The organism is Micromonospora sp. NPDC050795 (assembly GCF_044456785.1).
GTDB lineage: Bacteria > Actinomycetota > Actinomycetes > Mycobacteriales > Micromonosporaceae > Micromonospora.
The window spans coordinates 130,669-154,320 of record NZ_JBITGE010000002.1; the positions used below are offsets into that span (position 1 = coordinate 130,669).

Here is a 23,652-nt window from a genome sequence, read left to right on the forward strand (position 1 = left end):
ATCTTGCCCTACCTCGAAGCGCCATTCTGCGCACCGGGTAGGCCGACCGACGCGTGCCCGTCCCACACTGCAACCCGCCACCTCATGTGGGTCAGCCGGCGCGGTGGGCCTGGATGGCGCGGCGGCGGGCCAGCCGGTGCGCTCGGCGGATCTCCGCCTCCTTGTACCGGCGCTCGTCCTCCGCCGTCTCGGGCAGCACCGGACGGACCGCCCGCGGCGCCCCACCCACGTCCACGCCGACGAACACCAGGTACGCGGTGGCGACCCGGACCGGCGCGTCCTCGGCCGAGTCCCACCGTTCGGCGACCACCCGCACGCCCACCTCCATGGAGGTCTGGCCGGTCCAGTTCACCTGGGCGTGCGCGTGCACCAGGTCGCCGACCCGGACCGCCTCGGAGAAGACGATCTCGTCGATCGCCGCGGTCACCGCCGTCCCTCCGCTGTGTCGGGCGGCAGCCGCCCCGGCCACGTCGTCGACGAACTTCATCAGAACCCCGCCGTGCACGGTGCCGTACAGGTTGACGTCCACCGCGGTCATGATCTTGCTGAGAGTGACGCGCGAGTACGACGTCGGCTTGCCGGTTGGAGGGGCGGAGAGGTGCTCAGTCATGTCGAAAACGGTACGGTGCGCGGATGCGACATCTCTGGAGCTTCCTCGCCGGGCTGGTGGTGGCGCCCATCACCTGGGTGCTGGTCACACTGGGGCAGGACGGGTCGAGCCGGACGGTCGACCGCTGGGTGGAGATCGGCACGTTCAACACCGCCAACCTGATCGAGCCGGCCGTGTACCTCGGTGTCGGCGGTGTCCTGCTGGGCCTGCTCGGCACGCTGCGCTTCTCGCCACTGGGCCCGTTGGTGGCCGGTGCGCTGCTGGTCACCCCGTACATCGGGATGTTCGTGGCGCCCTTCTCGGTGCGCGACGCCATCCCCCACGAGTGGAAGGTGTTCGGCGATCCGCTGCCACTGCGACTGCCCGTGGAGAACGGCACGCTCTTCCTGCTCGGCCTGCTGCTGCTGATGGCGACCTTCAGTCAACAGCGTTGGCGGCAGTGGCCGAGCCCGGCGACCGAACCGGCCACGGCACCCGCCCCGGGGTCGGACCGAGGCCCCCGCGACGACGACTTCGCGTTGACCGACTGGACGCCTCCCGCGCCCACGGAGCGTGACACCGCGCCCCTCACTCTGGGTTACCCGGCCGACTCGACACCGACCGAGCCGCTGCCCCGCCGGGTGGGTGGCGAATCACCCTGGTCCGCCCCACCGCGTGGCCAACCGCGCCCCGAGGACACCACCGAGATCCGCTGATCGCCGGGGCGGGCCGGGTTACCGGCCCGCCCTCCGTCTCTTGCGGGCTAGTGCAGCGCGATCGCCAGGTCCGGGTCGACTGTGCCGAGGCCGGCGCGGGGCACGACGAGGAGCATGACGATCAGCGCGGCGGCCATGCCGCCCGCGATGACTATCGCCATCGGTACGCTCCCGGTGCCGAACAGACCGGCCAGTGGCGCCGACAACGCACCGATGCCGAACTGCACCGCGCCGAGCAGCGCTGCGGCGGTGCCGGCGGCCTCGCTGTGCCGGCTCATGGCCAGTGCCGGCGCGTTCGGCAGGGCGAGACCGGCGGCGGCCAGGACCAGCCACAGTGACGCGAGCAGGGTGCCCAGGCCACCGATGCCGGTCGCCGCGAACATGACCAGCAGCAGTCCGGCTGCCGTTCCGGCGATCAGGGCGCTCACCAGGATCTGCTGCGGGGTGTAGCGGCGCAGCAGCCGCACGTTGAACTGGGTGGCCCCGATCAGGCCCACCGCGCCGGCCCCGAAGGCGATGCCGAACTGCTGCTCGTCGAGGCCGTACTCCTGCTGGAGCACGAACGACGAACCCGAGACGTACGCGAACAGGGCGGCCATCGCCAGCCCGGCGACCAGCACCAGGCCGACGAACGCCCGGTCGTTGAGCAGCCCCCGATAGTCGCGGAGGGTGGCGCTCACCCCGCCGTGCCGCCGACGCGCCATCGGAAGGGTCTCCGGGAGCCGGAACGCGGCCACGACGATCAGCAGCGCGCCCAGCACCGCCAGCGCCGCGAAGACGCCCCTCCAGTCGGTCCAGCTCAGCAGGCCGCTGCCGAGCGTCGGCGCGAGGATGGGCGCCAGGCCCATGACGAGCATCAGCCGGGAGAAGATCCGGGCGAAGGAGGCACCGCTGAACAGGTCGCGGACCACTGCCGTCGCGACCACGGTGGCGGCGGCGACGCCGAGCCCCTGGAGTACGCGCAGCCCGCCGAGGACCTCGATGTTGGGTGCGAAGACGCACAACACGGATGCCACGATGTGCGCGGCCAGACCGGCCAGCAGCGGCACCCGCCGCCCGACCACATCGGAGAGCGGCCCGATCAGCAACTGGCCCAACGCGAGACCGACAAGCGTGCCGGTCAGCGTCAACTGCACAGCGGTCTCGGTGGTCTGCAGGCCCGCCGTGATGGCGGGTAGCGCGGGCAGGTACATGTCGATGGTCAGCGGCCCGATCGCGATCAGGGCGCCCAGCACCAGGACGAGCTGCGCCCGCTGACGATTGGTCATCAGGTCGCCGGGCAGCACCTCGTGCGCGACGGCGGATTCGTGTCCGGTCTTGTCCACCAACTGCTTCATCATCTCGATCTCTCTGCGGAAGCTGGTGCGTCGTCACGAGCGGCGGCGCGGGCGTCACCGGCGCCGCGCGGACGCGGCGTCCCGGTGTGGGGTGCCGGCGGTGGGCAGCGAAAATGTGACGAGGCAGGGGTCGTGGCGGGGTGGCCGGGTGGCGCGATGATCCGAGGGTGATTCTCTCGGTCGGCAACACCCCGGCGGCGTGTGACGTTCCCGATGTGTGGGGAGTCACCCCACCCCGTCCGCCGTGCGACTCGCCTGCCGGACCATGCCGGGTCGGGGCGGGCCGGGTGACCGGCCCTAACTCCCCGCCGCGAGGGTGGCCCGGACGGTGCCCAGCAGGGCGTCCCGGGCCGTCATCGGAAAGAAGTGCCCGCCCGGCAGCACGTGCAGGGTGGACCCGGCCGACGTGTGCTCCCGCCACGGCGCGACCCGATCCGGCGGCACCTCCCGGTCCCGGTCACCCGCGAAGGCGACGATCGGGCAGCTCAGCGGCGGCTCCGGCCGGTACTCGTAGGTCTCGCAGACCGCGAAGTCGGCGCGGATGGCGGGCAGGAGCAGGTCGAGCAGTTCGGGTTCGGCAAGGATCTCCTCGTCCAAGCCGCCCAGCTCACGCAGCCGTTCGACGACCACCGCGTCCGGTTGGTCGTGGATGTTCGGCGAGGTACGCCGCAGCCCCGGTGCGAGGGCACCGGCGGCGAAGAGGACCCGGGGCGGCGGCACCGCGCGGCGACGCAGTTCGCGGGCCAGCTCGAAGGAGACCAACGCCCCCATACTGTGCCCGAACAGGGCGTAGGGCACCCCCAGCTCGGGGGCCAACGCCGGGGCGAGGGCCTCCACCAGCTGCCGCACCCCGGTGTACGCCGGCTCACGCCAGCGGGACTGCCGCCCGGGCAGCTCGACCGGGCAGACCTCGACATCGTCGCCGAGCAGCTCCTGCCACCCGTGGTACGCCGAGGACCCACCACCGGCGTACGGCAGGCAGATCAGTCGGACGGCGGGGGTGACGCGGCGGCGCGGCCCGGCGGCCAGCCAGCCCTGGGCGCGGGCGGGCGCGTGGGTGGTGAGGCGGTTCACGGGACGGCTCTCCTAGTACGTCGGCTCGTCGGCCAGCAGGGCACTGGCCTCCTCGTCTGACATCTCCTCCAGCTCACTGAGCAGGTGGTCCTCGATGGCGAACGCGGCGGCCTCCAGGGTGGGACTGTCGAACAGCACCCGGATCGGCACCTGCACGTCGAACGCCTTGCGCAGGTGCACCACGGCCCGCATCGCCAGCAGCGAGTCACCGCCGAGGGCGAAGAAGTTGTCGTGCACGCCGATCCGGTCGACCCGCAGGATGCCGGCCCAGACCTCGGCGATGGTCTCCTCCAGGGCGGAGCGGGGTGCCACGTACGGCACGTCGTCCGCCTCGACCGCGTCGGCCAACTCCACCAGTGGTCGCCTGTCGACCTTCCCGTTGGCGGTGAGCGGCAGCTCGTCGATCTCGTGGAACGCCGCCGGCACCATGTACCCCGGCAGTTTGCCCGCGAGGAAGTCGCGCACGTCCGTCGGCACGGCACCGGCGACCCGGGGGACGACGAAGGCGACGAGACGCTTCGCGCCACGCGGCTCGCCCTGCGCCACCACCACCGCGCCGCGCACCTCGGGGTGCTGGGCGAGGGCGGTCTCGATCTCGCCCAGCTCGATGCGGTAACCCTGCACCTTGACCTGGAAGTCCTCCCGGCCCAGGAACTCGATCTCCCCGCTCGGCAGGAACCGGCCGAGGTCACCGGTGCGGTACAGACGGGTTCCGGTGGTCGGGTCCACGACGAAGCTCGCCGCCGTCCGCGCCTCGTCGTGCAGGTAGCCGCGGGCCAGGCCGACACCACCGATGTGCAGGTGCCCGGGGACCCCGGTGGGTCGGGGGCGCAACGCGTCGTCGAGGACGTGGAAGGTCTGGTTCACCATGGGCCGCCCGTACGGGATGCTCGTCCACTGCGCCGGGACCGCCCCGATCGGGTAGAGGATGGACCAGATCGACGCCTCCGTCGCGCCACCGAGGCTGACCACCTCGGGCCCGTCGAGCGTCTGCCGGATCCGGTCCGGCAGGGCGACCGGGATCCAGTCACCGCTGAGCATGACCAGTCGCAGGCCGCCGGTGGCCTCCCGGACCGTGAGGTGCTCGACGAACAGCTCCATGAGGGCCGGCACCGAGTTCCAGATCGTCACGTTGGCCTTGGTGAGCAGGTCGAGCCAGGCGGCCGGATCCCGGTGTGCCGCCGCCTCCGGGAGCACCACCGCGCCGCCGACGGCGAGCGGACCGAAGACGTCGTACACGGACAGGTCGAAGCTCAGCGACGACAGCGCCAGGACCCGGTCGTCCTCGCCCACCCGGAAGCGCTCGTTGATGTCGACCACGGTGTTCAACGCACCCTCGTGTTCGATCATCACGCCCTTGGGCAGGCCGGTGGACCCAGAGGTGAAGATGACGTACGCGAGGTTGTGGGGCGTGGTGTCGATCGCCGGCAACACACCCGCCGGGAGGACCCGCAGCTCGTCCACCCGCAACACCTCGACGTCGCCGAACCGGTGCGCCCCGGGGCCGGCCACGCGCCCCTGGGTCAGCACCACACGCACCCGGCCGTGCGTCAGCAGGAAACGCACCCGCTCGTCCGGCAGGTCCGGGTCGATCGGCAGGTACGCGGCCCCGGCGGCGAGCACACCGAGGACGGCGGCGCACTGCTCCCAGCCCTTGTCCATCACCACCGCGACGAGGTCGTCGGGGCGTACCCGCAAACCGACGAGGTGGGCGGCGATCGTGCGGGCGCGGTCCGCCAGCTCCCCGTAGGTGAGCGTGCGGGTCGGCGTGATCACGGCCGGGCGCTCGGGCACCCGGGCGGCGGTGGCGAAGAACGGCTCGTGCAGCAGGCCCACCGGCAACGGCGCCTCGGTGCGGTTGTACGCCGCCTGGGCGGCCAGCTCCGCGTGGGGCACCAGCGACGGCACCGGGTCGGCCCAGTGCGCCTCGTCGACGGCGAGCCAGTGCAGCACCGACAGCGTCGCCGCGTGCATGGCAGCGACCATGCCCTCGGGGAAGAGACCCTCGACGGCGTCGATGTCCAGCACCAGGGCACCGTCCATCTCGTACACCTGGGTGTCGATCCAGATCTGCGGTGTCTGCGAGATGGAGTAGACCACCTCGCCGATCTGCGGGTGCCCGCCGATGCCCTGGAACAGGCTGGTGAACACGACGGGCATGACGGCGGCGGCGTCACCGCGTACCCGCTTCAGCTCCCGCGCGACCCGCACACCGCTGAACAGTCCGTGGTCGAGGTCGGCGAGGAGTTGGTCCCGGATCGTCCGGGCGCGGGTCTCGAACGACGCCGCACCGCCCGCGTCGATCTCCAACAGCGTCACCGAGGTGAAGTCGCCCAGGATCGCGTCGACCTGCGGGTGCAGCGGCAACCGGTGCGCCATCGGCAGGTTGAGGCTGAACCGCTGGTTCTTCGACCAGGTGGCGACCACCTCGCCGTACGCGGCCAGCAGAAGCGCGGTCGGAGTGAGGCCGCGCCGGGACGCGGCGGCCTTGACGACGTCCCACTCGTCCGCCGGCACCTGCCCGGTGAGCCGGGCGAAGCGGGGCGCGGCGATGGTGTGCGGGTCGGCCGCCAGCGGCAACTCCGGGGCGAGGGCCAGTGTCGGCACCCGCTCCTGCCAGTACGCGGCGGCGCGCTGGTACCGCTCGGTCGACTCCGCGGCCCGCGCGGCGAGCACGTAGTCGCGGAAGCTCAACTCCAGCTCGGGCAGGGTCGCGTCCGGCTCGTGGTAGAGCAGGGTCAACTCACGCATCACGATGCTCGACGCCCAGGCGTCGGTGATCAGGCCGTCGATGCTGTAGTGCACCCGCCCCCGACCCTCGTCGAGCAGTGTGGCGCGCAGTTCGAACAGCGGCCACCGGTCCGGCACGAACACCTGGTGCGACATGGCGGCGCGGGTCCGCTCGAAGCTCGCGTCCACCTCGGCGGCCGGGCGACCCCGCATGTCCTCGGTGACGACGACGTAGTCCGGCACCTCGTCGAGGACCTGCTGCTCGCCGTGCGGCAGCACGACGGTACGCAGCGACCCGTGCCGCCGGATCAGCCGGCGCAGCGCCCGCTGCAACCGCGACACGTCCAGCTCGGGGACGTCGAACTCCTCGTAGCCGTGCATGCCGACGTTGCCCAGCTCGAACACGCCGGTGCGGCCGATCCAGTACGCCTGCTGCACATCGGTCAGCGGGAACGGCAGGTGCGCCGACGCCGGGTCCGGCACGACGGCCGGCAACGACTCGGGGCCGCTGACACCGGCCTCGGCGCGGGCCGCGCGTACCGCCGCGGCGAGACCACGGACCGTCGGGTCGGCGACAAAGGCGCGCAGCGGGACGTCCGCCCCGCACGCCCGGCCGACCTGGGCGACGAGCTGAGCGGCGAGCAGGGAGTGCCCACCCAGCTCGAAGAAGCCAACGGTGGGCGCGACGTCCCGTTCGCCGAGCAGGTCGGCGAAGATCGCCGCCACCTCGCGCTCGGTGGGGTCCTCGACCGCGTGGACCTCGGCAGGGTCCTCCGCCGCGCCGCCCTCGGTCTCGTCGAGCACGGTGACCACCACGTACCCGGTGGAGGTCGCCGCGCCCACCACCCGGGCGGCTGTCCGTTCCACGGCCGACAGGTCCGCCACCGGCCACCCGTAGGTCACCCACTCCGCGTCGGACTCCCGGCCGAGCGCCGCCGCCTGCGCGACGAGGTGGCCGGCGAGCGGGTTGTCCGGCGTACCGCCGAGCAGGTGCACCTCGACGGTGGTGACCGGCTCCCGCGCGCCGACGCCCACCGCGGCCAGCGTGGCCAGGGCCTCGTCGGCGGACGTGCGGGCGTCCACCGGCACCAGCACGGTCACCGGACCGGGCTGACCGGCACCCCCCGGGTCGTCGACGCTCGCACCGGCGGTGGTGAGGGCCCGCCGGAACGCGGCACCGACCACCGTGTCGCCGGCGAGCCGGTATCGGGCGCCGGGGTGCCGCTCGGGGGCGGCAGCCGGAGCCGCGGTGACGTGCGGCAGGAAGCGGTGCCCGCCACGCAGGGCCACCACCGGCTCGGGGTGCGCGCACCTGACCTCTCGGACCACCGAGGCGGCGAGGCGGCGGGCGGCCACCGGCGTCGTGGCCGGGAGCACGTCGAGCAGTGTCCGGGTGCCGGACGCGCCGCCGGTCGCCCAACCGGCGAGCACGCCGCGCGACGGCACCAGCGTCTCGGTGCCGGTCACGTCGAGCGCGCCGTCGGTGACGACGACCACCCGGGCGTACGCATCGCCGCGCCTGCTGAGCGCGTCGCCCAGGGCCGCGAGCGTGGGTGCCGGGTCGCCCGGTGCAACCGCCAGCAGCACCCCGTCGACCCGCTCCTGCGGTGACAGCGACGTGCGGAGCGCGCCGGTGGCCGGATCGAGGTCAGCGGCGACCACCCGGGCCCCCGCCGCGCGTAGCTCGTCGACGACGCCGTCCGGCAGACCGGCGTCGACGGCCAGCCAGGCACCACTCCCGGTCGTCGCCGGCCCGGCACCGCCGGCCCGGCGGTAGCCGCGCACGACGAGCCCGTCGGCACCCGCCCGGCTCGTCACCGCGTCGCGGGGAGGATCGACCCAGCAGCGTTCCCGCTCGAACGGGTAGGCCGGCAGGACCGTCCGCCGGGGCGGCACGTCACCGTGCAGCGCCTCCCACCCGATCGCGACGCCCATCCGCCACAGCGCACCGGCGGCGGCGAGAAGCTCCGACTCGGCGTCGGTGTCCCGACCCGCCGACGGCAGCGACGCCACCGCGCGGGCGGCCGACCCACCGGCGAGGCGGGTCAACACCCGCCCGGGGCCGACCTCCAGCACCACGGCGTCGGCGTCGGCGTCGCGCAGCGCCGCCAGGCCGTCGCCGAAGCGGACGGTCGACCGCAGTTGCCGCGACCAGTACGCGGGGCTGGTGGCCGACTCGGCGGTGATCCAGGTACCTGTCACGTTCGACACGAAGGGGATCTCCGGCGCCGAGCGCGGCACCTGGGCCACCTCCGCCTCGAACGCCGACGCGGCGGCGGCCATGGCCCGGGAGTGGAACGCGTGCGAGGTGGCCAGCCGGGTCGAGGCCACCCCCCGCTCGCGCAGCCGGGCCTCGAGAGCCGCCACGGCCTCGGGCAGCCCGGAGACGGTGCACTGTCGGGGGCCGTTGACGGCGGCGAGGTCCAGCACATCGTCGAGCAGCGGCAGCAGCTCGGCCTCGGCCAGCGGCACCGCGAGCATCACGCCCGGCTCCGCCGCCTGCATGAGCCGACCGCGTGCCGCGACCAGGCGCACCGAGTCGGGCAGTACGAACACCCCGGCCAGGCAGGCGGCCACCAGCTCACCCACGCTGTGCCCGAGCAGCCCCGCCGGTCGTACGCCCCAGTGCTCCCAGAGCTTGGCCAGCGCGTACTCGACGACGAACAGCGCCGGCTGCGCGTACCCGGTCTGCTGGAGCTGTTCGGCGGCGGTCTCCCGCTGGTCGGCGGCGGGGAACAGCAGGTCCCGGATGTCCGTGTCGAGCAACGGCGTCAGCAGGTCCGCGGCCCGGTCCACCTCGGAGCGGAACACCGGCTCAGCGACGTAGAGGGCGTGCGCCATGCCGGTACGCTGCGCGCCCTGCCCGGGGAAGGTGAACAGCACCGCGCGGTCGGTGGCGGTCTCGGCCGGCGGGGTCGCCGGTCGCCGCAACGCCTCGACCACCTCGGCGGAGCTGCCGCCGACGACCGCCCGGCGGTACGGCAGGGTCCGCCGGCCGCGTTGCAGGGTGTACGCCACCTCGGCCAGCGGCGTGTCCGGGTGGGCGCTCAGGTGCGCGGCGAGTCGCTCGGCAGCCGCGTCGAGGGCGGTGGGTGTGGCGGCGGACAGGGGCAGCACGTGCCGCCGGCGGCTCTCCTGGCCTGCCGCGCGGGGCGGGGCCTCCTCCACGACGACGTGCGCGTTGGTGCCGCCGATGCCGAACGAGCTGACCCCGGCACGGCGCACCGCGCCCGGCCACGGGGTGCGGGCCGCGACGACGTGGAAGGGACTCGCGTCCAGACCCAGCTCGGGGTTGGCGGTGCGGAAGTGCAGCGACGGTGGGATCTCGCCGGCCCGGAGCGCCAGCACCGTCTTGATCAGACCGACGACACCGGCGGCGGTGTCGAGGTGCCCGACGTTCGTCTTGACCGAGCCGAGCCCGATGCGGCCCGGCGGCAGGTCACCGAAGGCGCTCGTCAGCGCGGCCACCTCGATCGGGTCACCGAGCGGGGTGCCGGTGCCGTGCGCCTCGACGTAACCGATCGTGCCGGGGTCGACCCCGGCGACGGCGAGCGCCTCGGCGATGACGTCGGCCTGCCCGTCCACGCTCGGGGCGGTGAAGCCGACCTTGCGGTCGCCGTCGTTGTTCACGGCCGAGCCTCGGATCACGGCGTGCACCAGGTCGCCGTCCGTCATCGCGTCGGCGAGCCGCTTGAGCACGACGACGCCGGCGCCGCTGCCGGCCACCGCGCCGGTCGCCTCGGCGTCGAACGCCCGGCAGTGGCCGTCGGCGGAGAGGATGCCGCCCTGGGTGTGCCGGTAGCCACGGCGGCGGGCGATGACCGTCGCGCCGCCGGCCAGCGCGACGTCGCACTCGCCGGCCAGCAGCGCCTGCGCAGCCATGTGCACGGCGACCAGGGAGGTGGAGCAGCCGGTCTGCACGCTGATGCTGGGGCCCCGCAGGTTGACCTTGTACGACACCCGGGTCGGCAGGAAGTCCTTGTCGTTGCCGATGGAGGTCTGGAACGTCCCGACCCGGGCCACCAGGTCCGCGTTGGGCAGCAGATTGTGCAGCAGGTACGAGCTCTCCCCCACCCCGGCGTAGACACCTGTCACCGGTGTCGTGGAGTCGAACGGGTGACCGGCGTGCTCCAACGCCTCCCAGGCGCACTCCAGGAAGATCCGGTGCTGCGGGTCGAGCAGCTGCGCCTCACGGGCCGAGAACCCGAAGAAGCGGGCGTCGAAGCCGGCCGGGTCGTCGAGGACACCGAGGGCACGGACGTAGTCGGGGTGGTTGAACTCCTCCGGTGCGACGCCGTCGGCGATCAGGTCGGCGTCGTCGAGGGTGGTGAGCGATTCGACCCCGTCGCGCAGGTTGCTCCAGAAGGCGTCGAGGGTGGCGGCCCCGGGAACCCGGAGCGCCATTCCGACGACGGCGATGGCGGTGTCGGGCAGCGTACGTTCCTCGGTCATCATGCGTCCCCCCTGTCGTGATGCCGGCCCGGCCGACGTCGCGGTGTGCGCGCCCGTTGGTTGGCGGCGCGTGTCTCGGCGCGGTGGTGCGCGGCGGACATCGCCGGCGTCCGGTCCCCGGACGCCAGGTGCCGGGCGAGTGCCCGCACTGTGGGGTGGCGGAACAACTCCACCACCGGCACGGTGCGACCCAGCCGCTCGGACAGGTGCGTCTGCACCCGCATCACGAGCAGCGAGTGCCCACCGATGTCGAAGAAGTTGTCGTCGACGCCCACCTCGTCGACCACCAGCACGTCGCGCCAGATCGCCGCCACCGCGCGCTCCAACTCGCTGCCGGGCACACCCACCCCGGCAGGGGTCGGGGCGGCGGGCGGCGCGAGGGAGGCCCGGTCGACCTTGCCGCGCTCGCTGCGGGGCAGCCGGTCCAGCGTGACGATCGTGGCCGGCACCATGTACCCGGGCAGCCGGTCGGCCAGGTGCGCGCGCAGCAGCGCCACGTCCACGTCGCCGGGCGTCACGTAACCGACCAGCGTTGGTCGGCCCGGCACGTCCTCGCGCAGCACCGCCGCCGCCTCCCCCACCGTGGGGTGGGCACCGAGCGCCGCCTCGATCTCGCCCAGCTCGATCCGGAAGCCGCGCACCTTGACCTGGTCGTCCTCCCGGCCGAGGAACTCGAGCACCCCGGCGACACCGAGGCGGACCCGGTCCCGGGTGCCGTACATGCGGTCGCCGGGCGGGCCCCACGGGTCGGGCAGGAAGCTGACGGCGGTGCGGGCCGGGTCCCCGACGTAGCCCTGCGCCACCCCGGGTCCGCCGAGCCACAGGTCCCCCGGGACCCCGCGCGGCACCGGCCGCAGTCCACGATCGAGGACGTACGCCCGCACGCCCGGCAGCGGCAGTCCCACCGGAACGCTGCCGGTGACCGGCTCCCGGTCGCCGCCCGGCTCGTGCACGGTGGCGGTGATGGTGGCCTCGGTCGGGCCGTACGCGTTGAGCCAGCGCACCTCGGGCGCTGCGGCGCGCCACTGGGCGAGCCGTCCCGCGTCGACCCGCTCGCTGCCGACCACGACGAGGCGCAGGTCCGGACAGGAGGCGGGCGGGTGGCGGTCCAGCGCCGCCACCCACTCGTGCCAGTACGAGGCCGGCAGGTTGAGCACGGTGAGTCGTTCCCGGCGGGCCAGCGCGGTCAACTCGTCGAGACCGGGCACCGGCCCGGCCGGCGGCAACACCACGGCCCCGCCCCGGATCAGCGTCCCGAACAACTCCTCGGCGGCCACGTCGAAGCCGAGCGCGGCGAACTGGAGCACCCGGTCGGCGTGGGTGAGCGCGTAGTGCCCGGCCACCGCCTCCAGGGTGTGCACCAGGTTGGCGTGACTGACGCGGACGCCCTTGGGTTGCCCGGTGGTGCCCGAGGTGTAGAGCACGTACGCCGTCGCCGACGGGTGCACCGGCGGGCCGGCGGCGGCCGGGGCGGCGAGCAACGCGTCCTCGATCGCGACGAAGGGCAGGTCGACGGCGGGCGGGCAGGTCTCGCGGGAGCCGAGCAGCAGCACCGCCGACGAGTCGGCGAGGACGTGCGCCAACCGCCTCGGCGGGATCGCCGGGTCCAGTGGCACGTACGCGGCCCCGGCGCGCAGGACGCCGAGCAGCGCCGCCGGCCAGTCGGGGCTGCGCTCCAGCAGGACGGCGACGGTGTCACCGGGGCGTACGCCCCGGGCGGTCAGGTGGGCGTGCACCGCGGCGGCACGGCTGTCCAGCTCCGCGTGGCTGACCTGCCGGTCGCCCTGCACCAGCGCCGGGCGCTGCGGCCAGCGGGCCGCGGCGGCGGCGACCAGGCCGTGCAGAGTCGACGCGGTCGGCGCGCCGGTCGACCCGCCGACCGGCGGGACCGGCTCGGGGCCGGGCAGCAGGTCCAGGGTGGACACCGGGGCGTCCGGGGCGCTCAGCGCCGACTCCAGCAGGGTCCGGTAACTGTGCGCCAGCCGCTCGGCGGTGTCCCTGTCGAACAGGTCGACGTCGTACTCCACGGTGCCGCGCAGCTCGCCCGTGGCGCTGGGCACCTCGTCCCAGGCCACCGTGAGGTCGAACTTCGCCACCCGGCCGGGTGGCTCGGTCACCCCGACCGACAGACCGGGTACCGCATCGGTCCGCTCGGGCAGGTTCTGTGCCGACAGCATGACCTGGAACAGCGGGGTACGACTGGGGTCCCGTGGTGGCCGGACCGCCTCGACGACCTGCTCGAACGGGACGTCCTGGTGCTCGTACGCGCCGAGCACCGCGTCCCGCGCCCGGGCCAGCACGTCGACGAAGGTCTCGGTGTCCTGCCAACGGGTCCGCAGCACGACGGTGTTGACGAAGAAACCCACCAGGTCGTCGAACTCGGAGCGGGTGCGCCCGGACACCGGGCTGCCGACACTGACGTCGCGGACGTCCGCGTACCGGCCCAGCACCAGCTGGAACGCGGCGAGCAGCACCATGAACCGGGTGACGCCGTGCCGCCGTCCCACCGCGTCGAGGCGTTCGACCAGGGCGGCGGGCAGCCGTACGTCGAACGTCTCCCCCCGGTGTCGGGCGGTGGCCGGGCGGGGACGGTCGGTCGGGAGGTCCAGTGCCGTGGGCGCACCCGCGAGCTGGTCAACCCAGTACGCGAGCTGGGTCGTCCGCGCGTCGCCGGCCAGCAGCGCGCGCTGCCACAGGGTGTAGTCGACGTACTCGACGGTGAGCGGGGCCGGGGCGGGCGTGCCGATGGTCCGGGCGGCGTAGAACGCGCCGAGGTCACGGATCAGCACGCCGATCGACCAGCCGTCACAGACCGCGTGGTGCAACGTCATCAGGAGCATCGCGTGCTCGTCGGTCAGCCGGACCAGGTGCCAGCGGGCCAGCGGCCCGGTGGCGAGGTCGAAGGGTCGGGCGGCGGCGTGGCGCAGGAGGGCGTCGGCCTGCTCGTCACGGTCGGCCCGGTCGCGCAGGTCGTCCACTGTGAGCACGACCGCTGGCTCGTCGTCCACCACCTGCCGGGGCTCGCCGTCGATCGTCACCAGCCGGGTCCGCAGCGCCGCGTGCCGCGTCACCAGCCCCCGCAGGCCGGCGTCGAGGGCGTCGACGTCGAGCGGGCCGTCCACGGTGAGCACGAGCGGCACCGAGTAGACCGCCTGACCGGCGTCGAGCCGGTCGAGGAACCACAGCCGCTGCTGGGCGTACGACAGGGGGTGCGGCCCGGGGCCGGCAGCCGGCACCGGCGGGCGGGCGTCGTCCGGGCCGGCGTCGGCGACGCGTGCCGCGAGCGCGGCGACGGTGGGCGCCTCGAAGGCGGCGCGGACGCCCAGCCGCACACCGGCCGTGGCGGCGATCCGCGCCACCATCTGCGCCGCGAGCAGCGAGTGGCCGCCGAGGGCGAAGAAGTCGTCGGCGGCCGACACCACCGGCACACCGAGCAGGTCCTGCCACGTCCGTGCGACCAGTTCCTCGATCGGGCCGCTGGGCGGCACGCCGTCGGCGGCCCGGACGCCGTGGTGCGCGTCGGGCGCGGGCAGCGCTCGGCGGTCCACCTTGCCGTTCGGGGTGACCGGCAACGCCGCCAGCGGCACGTACCAGGTCGGCACCATCGCCTCGGGCAGCCGGGCGGCGAGGTGGGCGCGCAGCTCACCCGCCGGGACCGGGGCGTCGTCCGGGACGACGTAGGCGACGAGCCGACGTTCGTCGCCGTCGCCGTGCACCGTGACGGCGGCGGCCCGGACGCCCGGGCAGGTGGTGAGGGTGCTGGCGATCTCGTCCGGCTCGATCCGGACACCGCGGATCTTGACCTGCTGGTCGGCCCGGCCCAGGCACTCCAGTTGACCGTCCTCGCGCCACCGCACCACGTCACCCGTGCGGTAGACCCGGGCGCCGGGCTCGAAGGGGCTCGGCACGAACCGCTCGGCGGTCAGGTCGGGCCGGCCGACGTACCCGTGCGCGAGACCGGCGCCGCCGATGAACAGCTCCCCCGGAGCGCCGATGCCGGTCAGCCGGCCGTGGTCGTCGAGGACGTAGAGCAGCTCCCCACCGATCGGTCGGCCGATCGGGGTCCGCGCCGCGTCGCCGGGCAGGTCGGTCACGTCCCAGGTGCTGGAGAACGTGGTGCACTCGGTCGGGCCGTACCCGTTGACGAGGCGCAAGCCCGGCAGGGCGGCGGCCAGCGTGGCGACCCGGCGGGCGTCGGCCGGCTCGCCGCCGAAGTAGAGGGCGCGCAGCGGGGCGAACATCGCCGGGTCGGCGTCCACGCACCTGTGGAACAGGGCGGTGGTGAGCATCAGCACCGTGACGCCGTGCTCGGCGAGTCGATGACCCAGCCGGGACGGCGTGAGCACGTCGTCCTTGGGGATGCCCACCAGGCGCGCGCCGTTGAGCAGCGCACCCCACACCTCGAAGCTCGCCGCGTCGAACGACACGTTGGCCGCCTGGGCGACCGCGTCGGCGGGCCCGACGGGGAAGTAGTCGGCGCGGTGGACCAGCCGGACGATCCCGCCGTGGGTGGTCTCGACCCCCTTCGGCCGCCCTGTCGACCCGGAGGTGTAGAGGACGCAGGCCCGCTGGTTCGGGTACGTCGGCGGCCACGTCGGCGCGGACCGTCCCGCGGGCAGCACCAGCCGGTCGAGCCGCAGCACTGGCAGGTCGTCGACGACGGCCACCGAACCGTCGGCGAGCAGCAGCCGCGCCCCGCTGTCGCGCAGCATGAACTCCCGCCGCGCCTCGGGGTAGGACGGGTCCAGGGGCAGGTACGCCGCCCCGGTGGCGAGCACCGCGAGCATCGCCACGACGAGCTGCGCGGACGAGCCCATCGCCAGGCCGACGACACTGCCCGGGGTGACCCCGTGTCCGGTCAGGACGGTCGCCAGGGCGTCCGCCCTGGCGCGCACCTCGGCGTACGTGAGGGTGGTGCCGTCGTACTCCAGAGCGACGGCGTCCGGCGTCGCCCCGGCCTGGCTGAGGAACGCCGCCGGCACGCTCGGCGGACCTGCCGTACCACCGCCGGTGCCCCACCGGGCGATCAGCTCGCGCTCCTGCGCCGACGTGTGCACCAGGGTGGAGATCGGCGCCTCGGTGTCGGTCAGGGCGTTGTCGAGCAACGTCAGGTAGTGGTCGGCGAACCGGCGCATCGTCGCGCTGTCGAACAGGTCCGGGTCGTAGGCGAGGACGCCGGACGCCCCGTCGGGCCCCGGCTCGTCCCAGAGCACGCTCAGGTCGGGCGGCACCGCCTCGCTGGTGGCGGGGGCCGCTCCCACCCCCAGCACGACCGGGCAGAGCGCGGCACGACTCGGGTCGTGGGGCAGGCCGAGCGCCTCGGCCACCCGGTGCAGCGGGACGCCGGTGTACGGCGAGGCCGCCCGCAACCCGGCGTCGACCCGCGCGAACAGGTCGGCGGCCGACGGGTCGTCGTCCCACCTGCCGCGCAACGGCACCAGGTCGCCGTCCAGCGGCGTCGCGGTGGCCAGGTCCCGGGTGCCGGCGTGCCGGCCCAGCACCACCTGTCCCACGGCGAGCAACGGCACGGAGGGTGCGACGCCCACCGCCGCGCTCACCGCGTGCAGCCGTCGGGTGGTGTCCGGGCCGACGGTGAGCGTCACCCGGTCGGTGTGCTGGCGGCGACGGGCCGGGCGGACCCGGTCGGTGACCAGGTCCAGGGTGGGTACGCCGGCCAGCCCGGCCCGCCAGTGGGCGAGCGCGTCCGCCTCCGCGGCCATCGCACGCGACCCGGTCACTGCACCGGCTCCCCGAGACTCGACTGGCCGGCGCGCTGCCCGACCGGGTTCGTCGCCCCGGCCAGCACCCCGGCCGGATCGCTGTCGATCACCCGGGCCACCAGCCCACCATCGAGCGTCACCACCCGGTCGGCGCCGGCCAGGGTCTCCCGGCGGTGGGCGATGGTGAGCACCGTCGCGTCGGCGAGGTCCACCGCCAGCAGCCGCTGGATGCGGGCGTCGGTCTCGGCGTCGAGGCTCGACGTGGCCTCGTCGATGAGGACCAGCTTCGCGTCCCGCAGCAACGCCCGGGCCAGGCAGAGCAGCTGTCGTTCACCGGCGCTGAGCTGTCCGCCGCCGGCGGACAGGACAGCGTCGAGACCGCCACCGCCCACGCCGAGAAGCCGGTCGGCGAGACCTACCTTGGTGAGGACGGCGGCGACCTCGGCGTCGGGGTACGCACCGGTCGGGTCGATGTTGTCCCGCAGGGTGCCGGGCAGCAGCACCGGATCCTGCGGTACCACCTCGACGGCGGCCCGCAGGTCGGCCAGCCGCAGCGTGGCGGTGTCCACCCCGTCGATGAGGATGCGCCCCTGCTCGGCTGGCACGAACCGCAGCAGCGCGGTGAACAGGCTGGACTTGCCGCTGCCGGTCCGGCCGACGATGCCGATCTTGCCGCCCGCCGGGGCGTCGAACGACACGCCGTTCAGCGCGGCCGGACCACCCTCGGAGTAGCGCAGTGTGACGTTCTCGAAGCGGACCTCGCCGGCGGTGGGCCAGCCGGCCGGGGCCGGTCGCCCGTCGGTCGGCTCGACCGGCAGCCGGGTGTAGTCGTCGACACGTTCGAAGCTCGCCAGCGACAGGTCCATCATCTGCACCGTCATCAGGCTCATCGCCAGCGCCTCCATCAGCGCGTACACGAAACTGATCCCGACACCGGCCAGCCCGGCGCCGATCCCACCCACGGCGACGATCAGCACGCCGTACGTCAGCAGGACGACCGCGCCGAGCATGTCGAGCTTCAGGTTGAAGTGCCGCGACAGCGCGTTGACCGTGTAGTCGGCGTGGTGCGCGACGCGGACCCGCTCACCGAACGCGGCCTGGTAGCCGCGCACCCGGCTGTTCCGGCCCTCGATCGAGGTCACCCCGTCGACGGCCTCGTTGAGCAGCGCGAGCATCGGCTCGTTCGCCTGCTTCGACAGCCGGGACGCCTCGACCGTGCTGGCCCGGGTGAGCCGCTGCCAGCGGAGGTAGACCACCAGCAGCAGCGGGGCCGCCACCAGCATCAGCGGACTGGTGAAGGCCAGCGCCGCCAACGGCACGACCAGGCCGACGGCGACCCGGAGGGTGTCCATCGTGGTCTCCGGCAACTCCAGGTCGATGGTCTCCATGTCACCGGAGAACCGCGCCAGGACGCGTCCGGAGGAGTTGCGGTCGAAGAACGACAGCGGGGCCCGGAAGACCCGGTTCAGCATCGACCCGTGCAGGTTCTGGCCGGCGGACACACCCCGGGCGAAGGCGAAGCTGAACAGCCCGCGATCCAGCACGAGCGCCAGCAGACCGATGGCGGCGAACACGCCCGCGTAGTACAGCGTGTCCTGCCCGGCGTGCTCGGTCCAGTGGCCGAGCCAGAACGACGAGCCGCCCAGGACGGCCTGCCCGCCGACGGCCAGGCCGAGCAGGACGACCGCGAGGAGGCCCGGGGTCAGCACCTGCAGGTAACGGCGGTAGGTGGCGGAACCGACCTGACCGGCGCGGACCGTCTCCTCCTCCTCGGCGGCCATTTCCTCGGCCACCTCGTCCAGCGCGGCGCCGTCCGGGTCGGACGGCGTCGCGGCCTCGGCGGCCATGGCCGGCAGCAGGTCCGGCATCTGCGCGGCGACGTCGTCGAACCGGCCCGCCGCGACCACCCGGCCGCCGTCGAGGACCACTACCCGGTCGGCCCGTCGGGCCACGTCGAGGCGGTGGGTGGCAACGATCCGGGTACGCCCGGCGAGCACCCCGTCGAACAGCGCCTCCAGGATGGTGCCGGCGACCGCGTCGTCGACGGCGCTGGTCGGGTCGTCGAAGAGGTAGACGTCGGCGTCCTCGTAGGCGGCGCGGGCCAACGCGATGCGCTGCCGTTGCCCGCCGGAGAGGTTCACGCCCCGCTCGCCGATGGCCGTGCCGTCGCGGGCCGGCATCGCCGCCAGGTCCGCCTCCAGGGCGGTGGCGCGGACGACCGCCGCGTACCGCTCCGGATCGTCGGGCGAGAAGCAGCGGATGTTGTCGACGACGCTGCCCTGCATGATCCAGGGGCGCTGCGGCAGGTACACGGCGCTGCCGCCGACCTGGGCGGTGCCCGCGACCGTCGGCAGCGCCCCGGCCAGCGCCGCGAGCAGCGCGGACTTGCCGCTGCCGACCCGGCCCAGCACGCAGATCAACTCACCGGGCGCGACCCGCAGGTCGACGCCGGTCAGGACCGGCCGGGCGTCCGCGTCGGCCCCGGGCCAGGTGAACGACGCCCCGTCGAGGTCGACCGCCCCGGCCGGCGCGTCGTCGTCGGTCGACGCCTCGGCGGTGTCCGGGGCCCGCAGGAAGGTCGTCACCTTCCCGAACGCCACCCGCCACTCGTTGCGCATGTCCAGGTAGCGCACCAGCTCGGGCAGTTGGGACCGGAGGACGGTGAGCACGGCGATCGCCGCGAACACGTCCGCCGCCTTCAGTTCGTTGCCCAGCGCCGCGTACGTGACCAGGGTGGCCATCACCATCAGCACCGGCGCGGCGGCGTTCACCAGGTAGAGCGTGGCGAGCCGCTTCTGCCGGCGGACCAGCAACGCGTTGAGCGTCGCGCGTTCCCGGCCGACAGCCCGCTCGGCGACGTCCTCCCAGCCGTGGGTGCGCAGCGTCCGCATGGCCCCCAGGTACTCGCCGACCAGCCCGATCCGGACGCCGTTCGCGTCCCGGATCGCCGGCACCAGCGCGAAGACCCTCTCGTTGGCAACGTGCGACAGCCACAGGCCGGCGATGAGAATGACGATGCCCACCAGCGCCGCCCAGCCCAGCAGCACCCACAGGACCACGCAGGAGCCGGCGATGCCCAGCGGCACGGCCCACGCCATGTGCGTGAACGCGACCCGCCCGACCCGCCGGGCGTCGGACGAGGCGAGGGTGATGACCTCCCCGGAGGGGTGGGCCAGTCGGGCGCCGCGGTCCATCCGCAGGTACTTGCGCAGGATCTCGGTCCGCAGCAGCGCGGTGATCGAGTGCGCTGTCTTCCACACCTCGGACCACTGGTGCTTGTGGCTCAACGCGTCCAGGACGTAGAAACCGGCCAGGCCGGCGGCGATCAGCAGACCCTCCACCACCGGGCCCCGGCCGTCGCCCTCGAACCAGGCGATCAGCTCCCGCACCAGCAGCGGCCCGACTGTCGCGCAGGTCTGGTAGGCCAGGAAGATCAGGCCCGCCCACCAGAACCGCCGACGGTAGGTCTGGTAGAGGGCCCGCCGCAGCCCGTCCGGTTGGTCCCGCCGGGCGGCCCAGGCACGCTCGAAGACCGGGGTCACCCGCTCCAGGTGGTCGTACCGGGGCGGCGTCAGGCTGTCCGACAGCTTCAGTGGTCGGCGCAGGGACGCCTTCACCAGGATCGAGGGCCATTGGACGAAGAGTCGGGACAGCACTCCCGCGTCCTGTTCGGCACTCGGGCGGACCGGTGTGGTGTTTGTCGACACGGTGCGTCTACTCGTTTCCAGCGAGGGCGAGCGGAGCGAACCCGTAGGCGCGCTCCAGGGCGGTACGGACACTGTCCGGCAGATAGCGGCGCATGGCGTCGAACTCGCGGGCGCGGCTGAACTTGCTTGATTCAGCGAACCGGGGACGTTGCTCCAGCCAGTTCGCCACCGTCAGGGCGGCGAGGTCGGTGTACTGCCCGGCGCTGACACCGACGCAACCGCCCGAGCGGTCCTCGAGCAGGAACGGCGGGCCGTCGAAGGCGGCGTCGAAGAGGGCGCTGCGGGTGACGGTGCCGAACAGGTACGCCAGCGTCTCCGCCTCCGCGCCGATCAGCTCCCGCACGGCGGGCCGCAGCTCGTGCGGGATCGCGCCGGTCGGGAAGATCTCCGTGCCGTACACCGAGTGGAACAACCCGGCGTCGCACAGCTCCTGCCGCGACCCCCACTGGGCCAGCAGGTCGTGCACGCCGCGCAGGTGCGCCAGCAGGTTGGCCTCCGAGTGCGCCAACTCGGCCACCCCGTGCGACTCCAGGAAGGCGATCTTCTCGGCGAGGCCGCTCACGCTGCCTCCCGACTGCCGTACGACCCGGTCATCGCCACCAACGTCTTGCGCGGTCCGGTGAAGCTGGACCGGCCGTGCGCCATCGCCATGTTGTCGACGACCAGCAGGTCACCCTGCTGCCAGGGGAAGGCCAGGGACTCCGCGTCGAACGCGGCGCGGATCGCCGCGAGGTCGGCGTCGGTGATCGGGCTGCCGTCACCGAGGTACGCGTTACGCGGCAGGTCCTCCTCGGCCAGCAGTTCCAGCAGCGCCTCCCGGGTGGCCTCGGGCAGGTTGGAGACGTGGAACAGGTGGGCCTGGTTCATCCAGACCGTCCGCCCGGACACCGGGTGCACGGTGACGGCCTGGCAGGTCTCGGTGGTCCGCAGCGCGCCGTCGTCGAACCACTCGTAGGTGATGCCCCGCTCGCGGCAGAACTCCTCCACGGCCTCCCGGTCCATCCCGGGGAACGTCTCCTGCCAGGACACCCCGAGGCCGACCCGGTAGTTGCGCACGTACCGCACACCGTGCCGCTCGAAGCGCTCGCGCACCTCGGCGGGAATGCGCTGCCAGACGGCGTGGCTGTCGGCGAGCGGAGTCTCCCCGCCGGTCTGGGCGGGGATGTTCGAGTAGAAGAACAACCGCCGGGGCCACACGCTGGTGTACGCCATCTCGTTGTGCAGCGGGATGACCTCGCTGGCCGGGTACTCGGTGGAGGTGTAGACGTCGCCGACCTTGCTGCGCGGCGTGGACCGGTAGGTGTACTCGGCCATCTCCTCGCCGAAGACCTTGACGAAGGCGGAGAAGGCCGGCGCGTCCGGGGCGTCGAACCCGCGCAGCAGGACAGCGCCGTGGCTGTCCAGTCGGTCGTTGATCAGGTCGAGGTGCTCGGTGGCCCATTGCGCCGGCGACATGCCGGGCGAGGTGGCCTCGATGCAGGCCACCCGGTTGCGCTCCGGGAACAGGCAGCTCTCTTTCACGTGGTCCATGTCGGAGGTCCTTCCGCGTACGTCGGGTCGTGGTCCGGGTCAGTCGGCGTCCGGCCGGACGAACGACCGGAGGGCGGCCAGGGTCAGGGCGGCGAGCCGTTCGATGCTCGTCCGCTCGTTGAGGTTCTTGCTGTACTTCAAATGCAGGCTCAGCTCGCCGTTGGCGAACCGTGCGAACACCTGGAGCCGGTGCATGCGTTGCAGCTTCGGCATCGGCCAGGAGTCGTCCATGGCCGGCCCGAGCAGCGGCGACTCCTCGGGCTCGTGGGCGAACTCGCCCCAGTTGTTGAGCAGGATGTCCGGCTTGCCGAGCGGGGCGAGCGCGTCCGCCACCGCCGGATGCCCGCCGAGGTAGCGCAGCAGGCCGAAGGCGAGGCCGCGCCGGGGCACCGCCTCGATCTGCTCGCGGACCGACTCCAGCAGCGCCCTCGGGCCGGGCTTCTCGGGTCGGCGGACGAGCCGGGGTGAGGTCATCGAGAACCGGCCGATGGCACGGGACAGGTCGAGGTCCTGACCGCCCATCTCCCGACCCCGGGCGACGAGGTCGACCAGGATCGACGACTGACCGGACCAGTCGGTGAAGCCCTGGAGGGTGGCGGCCAGCAGCGCGTCGTTGACGCTCAGGCCGTACTCCTGCGGCACCAGCCGGCGCAGCGCGGCGGTCTCCTCCGCGTCGAGCCCAACCACCACCGTCTCCTCCGACGACATGCAGTCGTCTCCGTCGGGGTGGTCCAGCGGCCAGGTCGGGACGGGTTCCTTGGCCAGCGCCGTCCAGTACGCGATGTCCTCGGTCAACTCGGTGCCACGGGCGAGCGCGTCCAGGTTGCGGGACCACTCGGCGAACGACGCCGTCGGCACCGGCAGACGCGGCTCCTCGCCGGCCTCCACCGCCTGGTACGCCGTCTGGAGATCCGCCATCAGGACGTCCCAGGAGCTGTTGTCCATCAACTGGTGGTGGACGATCACCACGAGCAGATCGGGACGGTCGCCGCCGAAGCGGACCAGGGCGACCTGGAGCAGCGGCCCGTTCTCGATGTCGAGCTTGCGGTGCAGGGTGCGGTCGAGGCGCCGGAAGGCGACCTCCTGGTCCGCCGGGTCGAGGGCGGACAGGTCCACGTTGGTGAACGGCGTGGGCTGGTAGGGCTCGTTGACCCGGACCGACAACCGGCCCCCGGGTCGGGGGAAGCTGATCCGCAGCGAGTCGTGATGGGTGATCACCGCCGCCACGGCCCGCTCCACCAGCGCCGGGTCCAGTGCCCGCAGCGCATCGAACATGAAGATGTGCGTGTACTTGTGCGGGTCGGCGAAGTTCCGCTCGGCGAAGGCCACGTGCGACGCGACGAGCGGGACCACACCGGGGTCGGTACGCCGGCCTCCGTCACCACCCGCACCGGCGGTCGTCTGCCCACCGGCCACCGACGCGAGGCCGGCGACGGTGGGGTGCGCGATGAACTGCGCGGGGGTGATCACCACACCTGCCTTACGGGCCCGGTCCACCACCCGGATCACGTGCAGCGAGTCCCCACCCAGGGCGAAGAAGTTGTCCTCCGGACCCACCGACGGCACCCGCAGCACCTCCCGCCAGATCCCGGCGAGGACCTCCCGTGCCTTGTCGGCCGGCGTCTGCGCGGCGGTCGCGACCAAGGCGAGCGCGGCGATGGTGGGGTGTGCGATGAACTGCGCGGGCGTGATCACCACACCCGCCTTACGGGCCCGGTCCACCACCCGGATCACGTGCAGCGAGTCCCCACCCAGGGCGAAGAAGTTGTCCTCCGGACCCACCGACGGCACCCGCAG

The 23,652-nt window shown here is 73.5% G+C and carries 10 protein-coding genes; 1 reads left to right on the forward strand and 9 read right to left on the reverse strand.

Annotated elements, in window-relative coordinates; translation table 11 throughout:
• Positions 1–91: 91 nt before the first annotated feature.
• A complete protein-coding gene (locus ACIBEF_RS02930) occupies positions 92–610 on the reverse strand; it encodes a hotdog domain-containing protein (protein ID WP_203125586.1) in 519 nt (172 codons plus the stop codon).
• A gap of 23 nt (positions 611–633) precedes the next feature.
• Here ACIBEF_RS02930 and ACIBEF_RS02935 point away from each other — a divergent pair, with 23 nt between their 5' ends.
• The gene (locus ACIBEF_RS02935; protein WP_396790638.1) at positions 634–1,305 is read left to right on the forward strand and encodes a hypothetical protein; all 672 of its coding nucleotides are present in this window, start codon (positions 634–636) and stop codon (positions 1,303–1,305) included.
• A gap of 47 nt (positions 1,306–1,352) precedes the next feature.
• Here the strand turns inward: ACIBEF_RS02935 and ACIBEF_RS02940 are convergent, their stop codons facing one another.
• From ACIBEF_RS02940 to ACIBEF_RS02975, 8 genes are all read right to left on the reverse strand, one after another.
• Complete coding sequence (locus ACIBEF_RS02940) at positions 1,353–2,645, reverse strand: multidrug effflux MFS transporter (RefSeq protein ID WP_396790640.1); 1,293 nt, start codon at positions 2,643–2,645, stop codon at positions 1,353–1,355.
• Positions 2,646–2,939: 294 nt separating this feature from the next.
• A complete protein-coding gene (locus tag ACIBEF_RS02945) occupies positions 2,940–3,716 on the reverse strand; it encodes an alpha/beta fold hydrolase (protein ID WP_355005610.1) in 777 nt (258 codons plus the stop codon).
• 12 nt (positions 3,717–3,728) lie between these two features.
• Positions 3,729–10,898, reverse strand: coding sequence for an amino acid adenylation domain-containing protein (locus ACIBEF_RS02950; RefSeq protein WP_396790642.1), 7,170 nt, complete (start codon positions 10,896–10,898; stop codon positions 3,729–3,731).
• Positions 10,898–16,636, reverse strand: a complete 5,739-nt coding sequence (locus ACIBEF_RS02955; protein ID WP_396790644.1) for an amino acid adenylation domain-containing protein — start codon at positions 16,634–16,636, stop codon at positions 10,898–10,900. The genes ACIBEF_RS02950 and ACIBEF_RS02955 overlap by 1 nt, the downstream gene beginning before the upstream one ends.
• Positions 16,633–20,325: an ATP-binding cassette domain-containing protein gene (locus ACIBEF_RS02960; protein ID WP_396790646.1), complete on the reverse strand. Its 3,693-nt coding sequence runs from the start codon at positions 20,323–20,325 to the stop codon at positions 16,633–16,635. The genes ACIBEF_RS02955 and ACIBEF_RS02960 overlap by 4 nt, the downstream gene beginning before the upstream one ends.
• Positions 20,326–20,332: 7 nt before the next feature.
• The gene (locus ACIBEF_RS02965) at positions 20,333–20,887 is read right to left on the reverse strand and encodes a DUF6817 domain-containing protein (RefSeq protein ID WP_357196803.1); all 555 of its coding nucleotides are present in this window, start codon (positions 20,885–20,887) and stop codon (positions 20,333–20,335) included.
• Positions 20,884–21,855 (reverse strand): TauD/TfdA family dioxygenase, encoded by a 972-nt coding sequence (locus ACIBEF_RS02970; RefSeq protein ID WP_396790650.1) that lies wholly within the window; start codon positions 21,853–21,855, stop codon positions 20,884–20,886. Before ACIBEF_RS02970 ends, ACIBEF_RS02965 begins: the two co-directional genes overlap by 4 nt.
• Before the next feature lie 39 nt (positions 21,856–21,894).
• The coding region (locus ACIBEF_RS02975) for a condensation domain-containing protein (RefSeq protein ID WP_396790651.1) at positions 21,895–23,652 on the reverse strand (1,758 nt) is incomplete at its 5' end.

Coding starts and splice junctions, on each gene's coding strand:
- ACIBEF_RS02930 (WP_203125586.1), bottom strand. CDS start 610: ATGACTGAGCACCTCTCCGCCCCTCCAACCGGCAAGCCGACGTCGTAC.
- ACIBEF_RS02935 (WP_396790638.1), top strand. CDS start 634: ATGCGACATCTCTGGAGCTTCCTCGCCGGGCTGGTGGTGGCGCCCATC.
- ACIBEF_RS02940 (WP_396790640.1), bottom strand. CDS start 2,645: ATGATGAAGCAGTTGGTGGACAAGACCGGACACGAATCCGCCGTCGCG.
- ACIBEF_RS02950 (WP_396790642.1), bottom strand. CDS start 10,898: ATGACCGAGGAACGTACGCTGCCCGACACCGCCATCGCCGTCGTCGGA.
- ACIBEF_RS02970 (WP_396790650.1), bottom strand. CDS start 21,855: ATGGACCACGTGAAAGAGAGCTGCCTGTTCCCGGAGCGCAACCGGGTG.